The sequence below is a fragment of the Frankia sp. R82 genome (assembly GCF_023716925.1).
Lineage (GTDB): Bacteria > Actinomycetota > Actinomycetes > Frankiales > Frankiaceae > Frankia.
Genome location: NZ_JAMQQG010000353.1, coordinates 1 through 9,930, shown reverse-complemented (window position 1 = coordinate 9,930; position 9,930 = coordinate 1). Strand labels below are relative to the sequence as shown.

General features: G+C 71.1%; 9 protein-coding genes and 1 pseudogene. 1 reads left to right on the top strand and 9 read right to left on the bottom strand.

Features of this window, described 5'->3' with window-relative positions:
• Positions 1-775, top strand: a 775-nt coding sequence (locus tag ND747_RS28440) for a DUF4439 domain-containing protein (protein ID WP_251737336.1), incomplete at its 5' end; no start/stop codon positions are given.
• Between the two features lie 25 nt (positions 776-800).
• On the opposite strand, the gene ND747_RS28435 is transcribed toward ND747_RS28440, so the two are convergent.
• The 9 genes and pseudogenes from ND747_RS28435 to ND747_RS28395 all read right to left on the bottom strand — a co-directional run.
• On the bottom strand, positions 801-1,256 hold the full coding sequence (locus ND747_RS28435) for an Rrf2 family transcriptional regulator (protein ID WP_251737335.1): 456 nt from the start codon (positions 1,254-1,256) through the stop codon (positions 801-803).
• Positions 1,257-1,349: 93 nt separating this feature from the next.
• On the bottom strand, positions 1,350-2,441 hold the full coding sequence (locus tag ND747_RS28430; protein WP_251737334.1) for an ABC transporter permease: 1,092 nt from the start codon (positions 2,439-2,441) through the stop codon (positions 1,350-1,352).
• The gene (locus tag ND747_RS28425) at positions 2,431-3,192 is read right to left on the bottom strand and encodes an ABC transporter ATP-binding protein (RefSeq protein ID WP_251737333.1); all 762 of its coding nucleotides are present in this window, start codon (positions 3,190-3,192) and stop codon (positions 2,431-2,433) included. The genes ND747_RS28430 and ND747_RS28425 overlap by 11 nt, the downstream gene beginning before the upstream one ends.
• Before the next feature lie 62 nt (positions 3,193-3,254).
• Positions 3,255-4,340 (bottom strand): ABC transporter substrate-binding protein, encoded by a 1,086-nt coding sequence (locus tag ND747_RS28420; protein ID WP_251737332.1) that lies wholly within the window; start codon positions 4,338-4,340, stop codon positions 3,255-3,257.
• Between the two features lie 267 nt (positions 4,341-4,607).
• The gene (locus ND747_RS28415; RefSeq protein WP_251737331.1) at positions 4,608-5,459 is read right to left on the bottom strand and encodes a GNAT family N-acetyltransferase; all 852 of its coding nucleotides are present in this window, start codon (positions 5,457-5,459) and stop codon (positions 4,608-4,610) included.
• A 17-nt stretch (positions 5,460-5,476) separates the two neighbouring features.
• A complete protein-coding gene (ispG, locus tag ND747_RS28410; RefSeq protein WP_251737330.1) occupies positions 5,477-6,631 on the bottom strand; it encodes a flavodoxin-dependent (E)-4-hydroxy-3-methylbut-2-enyl-diphosphate synthase in 1,155 nt (384 codons plus the stop codon).
• 139 nt (positions 6,632-6,770) lie between these two features.
• The gene (locus ND747_RS28405; protein WP_251737329.1) at positions 6,771-7,955 is read right to left on the bottom strand and encodes an RIP metalloprotease; all 1,185 of its coding nucleotides are present in this window, start codon (positions 7,953-7,955) and stop codon (positions 6,771-6,773) included.
• A 28-nt stretch (positions 7,956-7,983) separates the two neighbouring features.
• Positions 7,984-9,207, bottom strand: coding sequence for a 1-deoxy-D-xylulose-5-phosphate reductoisomerase (gene dxr, locus ND747_RS28400; RefSeq protein ID WP_251737328.1), 1,224 nt, complete (start codon positions 9,205-9,207; stop codon positions 7,984-7,986).
• Positions 9,208-9,406: 199 nt separating this feature from the next.
• A pseudogene (locus ND747_RS28395) lies at positions 9,407-9,930 on the bottom strand (plasmid partitioning protein); the annotation flags it as partial.

Here is a 9,930-nt window from a genome sequence, read left to right as displayed (position 1 = left end):
CGCCCGGGCAACCCGCGCGGCACCGGCCCCTGGACTACCGGGCGGCACGGATGACTCACCAGCCGCGCGCAACGCCACGATCGCGACGCTGCGCGGCGCCGAGACCCGTGCCGCCGCGGCCGCCCGGGTGGACGCCCTGCGGGTCAGCGGACTGCTCGCACCCCTGCTCGCAAGCCTGTTCGCCGCCGCGACCGCGCAGGCCGAACTGCTCGCCGACGACGGCGGGGCGGACCCCGCCGGCCCAGACACAGCCGGCCCAGACACAGCCAGCCCGGCTGCGGCGGGCACAGGCGGGCAGCGGACTCCACCGCCGGATGCGGCCGCCGTCCTGCGGTCCCTCAACATCATGCTGGCGGCCAGCCACGCCGCGATCTATGCAGCCGCGACGGCCGGCGGTGCGCTGGCCCCGCTGGCGGCGACGGCGACGGGAGCACTCGCCCGCCAGCGCGCCCGCGAAAGCTGGTTGGCCCACCTGCGGTTGCGCGACCAGCTGATCGCCGACCTCGAGGCCCGTGGCGGAACACCGGTACCGGCACTCGCCGCGTACCGGCTGCCGACCATGCCGGTCGACGTGTCGACGGCCCTGCGCCTGCTGGGTCAGGTCGAGGACGTCTGCGCCACCGCGGCGCACGACGCCACCGCCGAGCTCGGGACCGACCTGCGGGCACTCGCCGTCGATGCCCTGGCCGGCATGGCGTTGCGGGCCCAACGGTCCCGGCTGGCCGCGGGGGCGCCCCCGGCCACGGCCAGCCGGGCCCTCCCCGGCGCGCCCTGACCGGCACATACCGACCCGCGCATCCTCACCGTGCGGACCATGCTCCCGGCTCACCGCTCAGCGAGGTGACGATGTCGGGCAGCCGGCCACTCGCGACGTCCGCCAGGGTGACGTTCTCCAGGACGCGGCGCAGGTTCACCCGCACGGCGATCCACACGTCCTGCAGGTTCTTCGCGGCGCCGTCGTAGTTCGCGTCCTCCGGGCGCCGGCCCCGCACGCTGGCCAGCGGGCCGTCGGTCACCCGAATCACCGAGGCGATCGTGATCTCGCCGGGTGGCCGGCCAAGCTGGTAGCCGCCGTCGGCCCCCCGCCGGCTCTGGACGAACCCGGCCCGGCGCAGGTCGGTGAGGATGTTCTCGAGAAAACGCAGCGGCAGATCCTGGGCCTGGGCCAGCGACTCGCCCTTGACGAGCTGCCCGTCACTCGCCGCCAACGTCAGGAGTGCACGCAGTGCGTAGTCGGCCCGAGCGGAGATCTGCATGGCCCCATTCTGCCGCCGCCGCCCGCCGATGCACCCACCAGGTGCACGACGACCCTGCGGCGGAGCCGCGCCGGCGGCCCCTGGCCAGGCCGGTTACTCGGCGGAGGTGGTGACGCCGACCCGGCTCTCCAGGTACGGGCCACCCGTCGGCTCCCCGCTACTCCCACCGCCGCTGTCGTCGTCCCTGGGCCAGTCTCCGCCGCCTTCGGAACCCCTGCCCTTGCCGCGCCCGCGCGCGGCCCGCACGGCCGAGTTGCCCTCGGCGACCAGGCCACGGCGCACCCGCATCTGCCGGTCGGCGACGTTGAAGACCGCGTCGACGACCACTCCGATCAGGAAGATCGTGATCATCGAGGCCATCACCCCGACCGCGTCGATCAGTTCCCGGGAGTTCTGCAGGTCGGCCCCGATCGAGGGATGCCCGGGCACGATCACCAGTAGTTCACCGGCCATCAGGCTGCGCCAGGCGAAGGCCCAGCCCTGTTTGAGGCCGGCGAGCACCGACGGCAGTGCCGCCGGCGCCACGACGTACCGGTAGAGCGAGAACCCGCGGGCCCCCATGCTGCGGCCCACCCGCACCAGCAGCGGCGGCACGTAGTCGACCCCGTAGATCACCCCGTTGGCGATCGAGGGGGCGGCCCCGAGGATCACGACGAACAGGATCGCCGCCTCGCTCAGCTTGAACAGCAGGATCGCCAACGGGAACCAGACGATCGAGGGCATTGTCTGCAGCGAGGTGATGAACGATCCGACCGCCGTGCGCAGGATCGGGAACCGGGCGACCGCAATGCCGATCACACCGCCGATCACCACGGCCAGGGCGTATCCCTTGAGCGCGCGCACAACGGTACGCACCAGGGCGTCCCAGAAATGGCCGGTGCCCAGCCGGCTGCCGAACTCACGCAGCGCCGACCACGGTCCCGGCAGCACGTAGGTGGGCTTCCAGCCGGTCCACACGACAACCTGCCACAGCAACAGGAACAGGGCGAGCGCACCGATCTTCGGCCAGGTCGCCGACCAGGCTCGGGTCGCCAGCGGCCGGCGCTCGGTGGTCGGGATGTCCAGGGCGTCGAGGCCGGCGAGGGCGTCGAGGTCCAGGCCGTCCGCCGATGCCAGCTTCTCCCCCCGCGGGCCGACCCCGGCCCTGGCCGGACCGCCCCGGTTGATGTCGATCTCAGTGGCCATGCCGGCCGACCTCCTCACGCAGCCGTGTGGTCACCCGGGTGGCGAGTTCGGCCACCCGGGTCGAGTCGATCCGCCGTGGCCGGTCGATGTCCACGTCGAAGACCTCGGCCACCCGGCCCGGCCGCGACGACAGCAGCACGATGCGGTCACCGAGGCGCACGGCCTCCCGCACGTCGTGGGTCACGAAGATGACCGTGACCCCGGTCTGCCGCCAGATCCGCTCGAGCTCGTCGTGCAGCAGGTCACGCGTCATGGCATCGAGCGCGCCGAACGGCTCGTCCATGCACAGGATGTCGGCCTCCTGCGCGAACGCGCGGGCCAGGCTCACCCGCTGGCGCATCCCGCCGGAGAGCTCGTGCGGGCGGCGGTCGGCCATGCCGGCGAGGCGGACCATCGCCAGCAGTTCGTCGACCCGGGCCCGGCGCTCGGGCCGACGGATGCCACGCAGTCGCATGGGCACCTCGACGTTGCCCCCGGCGGTCAGCCACGGCAGCAACGCGGAGTCCTGGAACATCATCCCGGTCCGCCGGCCGGTGGTGTCCACCGTCCCGGTGGTCGGGGCGTCGAGCCCGGCGATCAGCCCGAGCAGGGTCGATTTACCGCAGCCCGAGGCGCCGAGCAGACAGAGGAACTCCCCGGACCGGACATCGAGGCTGACGTTGTCCAGCGCCTGCACCCGCGCGGCACCGGTGCCGAAGAAGCGGCTGACGCCGTCGATGTGCAGGGCGGTATCGGACAGGACTGCGGTCATGGGTCATTCCCCCGTCGAGCGGGCGGCGGGCCCCACATGGCTGGGGCCCGCCCTGCGAGTGGTCAGGAGTCGGCGACCGTGGGCTTGCCCTGCTTGGTCAGGATGTCGTTGAGCGTGGTGAGGTCGAAGATCCCGGCCAGCTTCGCGTTCTTGAGCAGGCCGAGATCCTCCTGGTGCTGGGCCGACAGCAGCAGCGACTTCGCGATCGGGTCCGGGGTGAAGGTGAGCGACTTCCACGCCGAGGCCAGCACCGTGTCGCTCAACGGCTTGCCGGTGAGCTTGCCCAGTGCCGAGTTGGCCACCGTGGCGGCGGCGGTCCGGTCCGCGTTGATCGCGTTGATCGACTCCACGTTGGCCGTGACGAGACGCCGGACGATCTCCGGGTTCTTCTTGAGGTAGTCGGTGCGCACGATCAGCAGCGTGGTGACGAACTGCCCCTTCGTCTCGGGCCACTGGTCGGCCTCGTTGACGAGGACCTTGCCGCCCTCGGACACCAGCCGGGACGCGGTCGGCTCGGGCACCCAGGCACCGTCGATGGCCTTGTTCTTGAAGGCGTCAACCGTCAGGGAGTTGTCCTGCGGCTTGATCGAGACATCGCCACCGCCCTGGGTGTCGGTCTTCAGGCCGTTCTTCTTCAGGAAGTAGCGCAGCGCCACGTCCTGGGTGTTGGCCAGGCCAGGCGTGGCGATCGTCTTGCCCTTGAGGTCCGCGACCGAGGTGATCTCCGGACGGACCACCAGCGACGCGCCGCCGGACGTCGCCCCGGAGATGATGCGGATCGCGTCACCGTTGGACTTGATGAAGCTGTTCACCGCGGGGTTCGGGCCGATGTAACCGGCGTCGATCGCCCCGGACAGGATCGCCTCGGCCTCCTGCGTGCCGGAGTTGAACGTCGAGGTCTTCAGGGTGACGCCGGAACCGAGATCCTTGGCGAAGATGCCCTTCTCGACCCCGTACAGCGCCGGCGCGTGAGTGAGGTTCGGGAAGTAGCCCAACCGCAGCGTTCCGCTGGCCTGGCTGGACGAGGTGCTGGTCGAGTTCACCGACGAGCCGTCGCTGCCCGAGCTGGAGCAGCCGACCATCGCCAGCGCCAAGGCGCCCGCGGTGACCAGTGGCGTCAGAGCACGCCACAAGCGGCTCGAATTCATGTAAACCCCCAGTTCACGCGGGCGACAGCCCGCGCCATGCAAGTCGATCGAAGTCATCGGGATGGTAAGCATGCCAGATGACCTGGATGTTGGCCATGCGCGACCATCGTCCCGACATGGTTCCGCAACAATTCACACCGCATCCACGCCCATTTGGAACAAAACGGGCGGAGCGGTGAGGACAGAAAGCGCTCAGCGGCGGCATGGGGTCACAACGCGCGGCCGGCGCCAGCGGTCGACACCCGCCGGAACAGCCGGGACAGCCGGTCAGAACAGGATGGAGGCGAAGGTGCCGACCCGTTGGAAGCCGACTCGTTCGTAGACCCGCCGCGCGGCGTGGTTGAAGTCGTTGACGTACAGGCTGACCTGCGGTGCAAGGGAGGCCCGCGCGAGGGCGACAACGCTGGCGGTGCCGGCGGCACCCAGCCCACGACCCCGCAGCGCCGGGTCGACCCAGACCCCCTGGATCTGGCAGACGTTCCCGGCGACCGCGCCGACCTCCGCCTTGAACAGGACCCGCCCGTCGACGATGTGCGCGAACGAGCGGCGCTGGCCGATGAACTCGGCGACGCGGGCCCGGTAGAGGGTGCCGCCGTCGGCGACCACCGGTGAGACACCGATCTCCTCGGTGAACATGGCGATGCAGGCCGGCAGCAGGATGTCCAGCTCGTCGGGCCGCACGGGCCGCACGAGCGGATCGGGGGCGACCAGCGGCGGCCCGTCGATGACCAGCAGCGGCTGGTCACCGCGGACCTCGCGGGCCCGACCCCAGACGGGCTCCAGATAGCGCCACATCGCCATGACCGACGAAGACAGGCCGACGACGGACGAGCATCGCCGGCCCTGGCGGCGGGCCCGCTCGGCGAACAGTCTCGCCGACACGGGGCCCGCCGCGACGGGCCAGAGGTTGGCCCCGGAATAACACACCGCCGCCAGATGGCCGTCGACCAGATGGCCCCACATCTCGGCGCCGAGGCGCCACGGGTCCAGCCCGGCGGCCTCGATCCGAGAGGCCACGAAGACATCGGCGACGGGATTGCGGGCCAGCAGCTCACGTACCGCGGGAAGGTCCCGATCGTCGAGCAGACGCGTCGGCGCGGAACGCAGCGGCAGGCCCATCCGGCGAACCGACTCGACTAGCTGACGGTGACGGTGGGCTCGCCTGAGGCGGTGCCCGCGTCCGTCATCTGCTCGGCCAGCCGCATGGCCTCCTCGATGAGGGTCTCCACGATCTGCGCCTCCGGCACCGTCTTGATCACTTCGCCGCGGACGAAGATCTGGCCCTTGCCGTTTCCGGAGGCCACCCCGAGGTCAGCCTCACGTGCCTCGCCCGGCCCGTTCACCACACATCCCATCACGGCGACGCGCAACGGGACCTCCATGCCTTCCAGACCGGCGCTGACCTGGTTCGCGAGGGTGTAGACATCCACCTGCGCCCGTCCACAGGACGGGCAGGAGACGATTTCCAGCTTACGCTCGCGCAGTCCCAGGGACTCCAGGATGGCGGCGCCGACCTTGACCTCCTCGACCGGCGGCGCGGACAGCGACACCCGGATGGTGTCGCCGATCCCCTCCGACAGCAGCGCGCCGAAGGCCACCGAGGACTTGACCGTCCCCTGGAACGCCGGGCCCGCCTCGGTGACGCCGAGGTGCAGCGGGTAGTCGCACGACTGGGCGAGCAGGCGGTAGGCCTGGATCATCACGACCGGGTCGTGGTGCTTCACCGAAATCTTGATGTCGCGGAAGTCGTGCTCCTCGAACAGCGAGCACTCCCACAACGCCGACTCGGTGAGCGCCTCCGGGGTGGCCTTGCCGTACTTGGCCAGCAGGCGCTTGTCGAGCGAACCGGCGTTGACGCCGATCCGGATCGGGACGCCAGCGCCCTTGGCCGCACGGGCGATCTCGCCGACCTTGTCGTCGAACGCCTTGATGTTGCCGGGGTTGACCCGGACTGCGGCACAGCCGGCATCAATGGCGGCGAAGACGTACTTGGGCTGGAAGTGGATGTCGGCGATGATCGGGATCGGCGACTTGCGGGCGATCTCCGGCAGCGCGTCGGCGTCGTCCTGGCTTGGCACCGCCACCCGGACGATCTGGCAGCCCGAGGCGGTGAGCTGGGCGATCTGCTGCAGGGTGGCGTTGACGTCCGAGGTCAACGTCGTGCACATCGACTGAACGGAGACCGGAGCGTCACCCCCGACCGGGACGTTGCCCACGTGGATCTGCCGGCTCTTGCGCCGCATACCGAGCGGTCGCGCCGGAGCGGATGGCATGCCCAGAGTAACGGTCACGTTGTCCTCACTGGCGAATCGAGAAAAGGGATCGACGTTCGACTGATTCGGCCTGTCGACTGCGGGACGCAGGGCAGTAAGACGCAGCGCAGCGGACTGCCCGGGTCGCGTCGGACCCGCGCCGGGCCACTGGTGCGCGTCACTGGTTCAGACGGATGGGATTGATGATGTCGGCGGACAGCAGGAGCAGGCTGAACCCGAGCAGGACGACGACCGTGGCGTATGTGGCCGGTAGCAGCTTGGCGAAATCCACCCTTTTGACAGGTCCACGGTATCCCCGCAGCCGGCGCAGACCATGCCGGACCTGCTCGAAGCCCAGGACGGCGATGTGGCCGCCGTCCAGCGGGAGCAGTGGCAGCAGGTTGAAGATCCCCACTGCCAGGTTGATCGCGGCGACCAGGATGAGGAACTGGCGCAGCCGGTCGACCCCGGACGTGTCGGGATGCGAGACAACATCCCCGCCGATGCGGGCCGCGCCCACCACGCTGATGAAACCCTCGGGATCCCGATCCTTGTCGAAGATCTTACCCAGGTCGTCGAGGCGATGGGTCAACGTGTCGTACATCCCGGTGAACCCGGAGCCGATCACCGAGAACGTGCGTGGCACCGCCGCCAGCGGACCGTAGTGCACCGTGTCGATGCCCGGGCGCACGCCGAGCGCGCCGACCGGGTCACTGCCGACATCGCCGGTCAACCGGTTGCGGCGGATCTCGACGAGGTTCGGGGTGAGGGTGACGTCACGCCCGTCGCGGCGCACGACGAGCGTCGCCGGGCCGGCGCCGTGCTCACGCACCTGACGGGTGAACTGCGCCCAACTCTGCACGGCCACGCCGTCGAAGCTCTGCACCCGGTCGCCGGGACGCAGCCCGGCCGCCGCGGCGGGACCGGGGCCGGTGCAGGTCGCCGTCGTCGCCACGCAGCTGGTCGACCCGATCTTCGACTCGCTGACCTTCGTGGCCCCCATCGTGACCAGCACACCATAGATCAGCACGATGGCGATGACGAAGTGCACGAAGGACCCGGCGGACATGACCACCAGCCGTGCCCGGGGGGGCGCGTTGTAGAACGCCCTCGGCTCGTCGGCCGGGTCGACCTCCTCCAGCGGCGTCATGCCCTCGATCTTCACGAAGCCGCCGGCCGGGATGGCCTTGACGCCGTACTCGGTCTCACCGCGGCGCCGCGACCAGATCGTCGGCCCGAAACCCACGAAGAACTTCGACGCCTTCATGCCGTAGTGCCGCGCGGTCACGAAGTGGCCGCCCTCGTGCGCCACCACCGACACGAGCAGCGCGGCGGCGAACGCCACGATGCCAAGGATCTCCATCAGGCCGGCCTCCGCCGGGCGGGACAGCTCACACTGTCTCCCGTTCGCTCTCGCGCCGAATCAGCCGCTGTGCCGCCGCGCGCGCGGATCGCTCGGTGGCAAAGACCTCCTCGAGGGAGGGGTGATCGATCACCTGATGATCGGCGATCACCTCGGCCACCAGATCGACGATACGGACAAAGGGCAGACGCCCGGCGAGGAAGGCGGCGACGGCCTCCTCGTTGGCCGCATTGAACACCGCGGGCGCCGTACCACCCCGGCGACCGGCTGTGCGGGCCAGATCCACCGCCGGGAACGCCGTGGTGTCCAGCGGCTCGAAGGTCAGTGCCTGGGCGCGGGTCCAGTCCATCGGCGGCTGGGCTTCGGCGACCCGGTCCGGCCAGCCCAGGGCAAGCGCGATGGGCAGGCGCATGTCGGGCGGGGAGACCTGGGCCAGGGTGGAGCCGTCGGTGAACTCGACCATCGAGTGCACCAGCGACTGGGGATGCACGACGACCTCGATGTCGTCATAGGGCACCCCGAAGAACAGATGGGCCTCGATGAGCTCCAGGCCCTTGTTCATCAGGGTGGCCGAGTTGATCGTCACCACGGGGCCCATGTCCCAGGTGGGATGGGCCAGCGCCTGCTGCGGGGTGACCGCCGCCAGCTCCGCACGCCGGCGGCCGCGGAACGGCCCGCCGCTGGCCGTGAGCACCAGCTTGCGCACCTCCTGCGCCCGACCGCCGCGCAGACACTGGGCCAGCGCCGAGTGCTCGGAGTCGACCGGGACCAGCCGGTTCGGGTCGCCGCCGAGCGCATCCAGGACGAGGGGGCCGCCGGCGACCAGCGACTCCTTGTTCGCCAACGCCACGGTGTGCCCCGCGGCCAGGGCCGCGAGCGTCGGAGCCAGGCCCACCGACCCGGTGATGCCGTTGAGCACCGTGTCGCACGGCCAGGCGGCGATCTCACTCGCCGCATCCGGCCCGGCGAGGATCTTCGGCACCGCGAACTCGCCCTTGCGGTAACCCCGCCGGTTCGCCTCAGCGAAGAAGGCCAGCTGCAGATCCTGGGCCGCCGACGCCGCGGCCACGCCCACCGCCTGCACGCCGAGATCGAGGGCCTGGGCCGCGAGCAGGTCCACCCTGGACCCGCCGCCCATCAGCGCCACCACCCGGAAGCGTTCCGGATTGCGGCGTACGACGTCTATCGCCTGGGTTCCGATCGAGCCGGTGGACCCGAGCAGAACAACTTCACGCAGGTTCGAAGCCTCCACCACACCCACATTCTCGCAGGCCGCTCGCCGGGCCGGTGCCCCCCTGTTCGGTTCATGACAGGTACCACCCGATGATGCGCAATGGGGCCGAGGGGTAACCGCAATCATGACGTGCGGGTCTCCCCCCTCCCGGCCGGTCGACCCGACCCGTCCGGGGCCTTCGTCCGGCAGGCACCGGGCCGATCGGCACCTGGCCCGCTCAACGCGCGCGGACCGCCCCGTTCTGGCCGGTCGGCGAGGGTGTGACCGGCGCTGGGGCGGCGGTGGCCGGGGGCGTCTGGTCGTCGCCGGCGTCCGGCGGCGACGCGGACCCGCTCGCCGTCGGGGCCGGTGCGGTGGGGGTCGCAGACGCCCCGGAGGGGCCGCCCGGGGTGGTGGCGGCGGGGGCCTGCGGGGCCACCGACGGGCCGGGCACCACGGTGCCCCCACCTGTGGTGTCCCCCCCACCCAGGTCGGCCACCGTGGGCGTATAGCCGAAGAAGGTCAGCACGACGACGGTGGCGCTCAGCGCCGTCGACGTCGGGCCGCGCTCCGGGCGGGCCTGAGCGCCGGGCCAGGTGTGCCCGCCGGCCTGCATGACCAGCAGCCCGACGTCCCGGCCGTTCGGGCAGCCGGTCCACACCGTGCGGGACCAGTCGGCGGTGTCCGGCGAGGAGGACCGGGCGCCCGAGCAGCCCAACGCGGAGGCGTAGCGGGCCAGCCGGTCCGGGGCCGCCTGGGCAC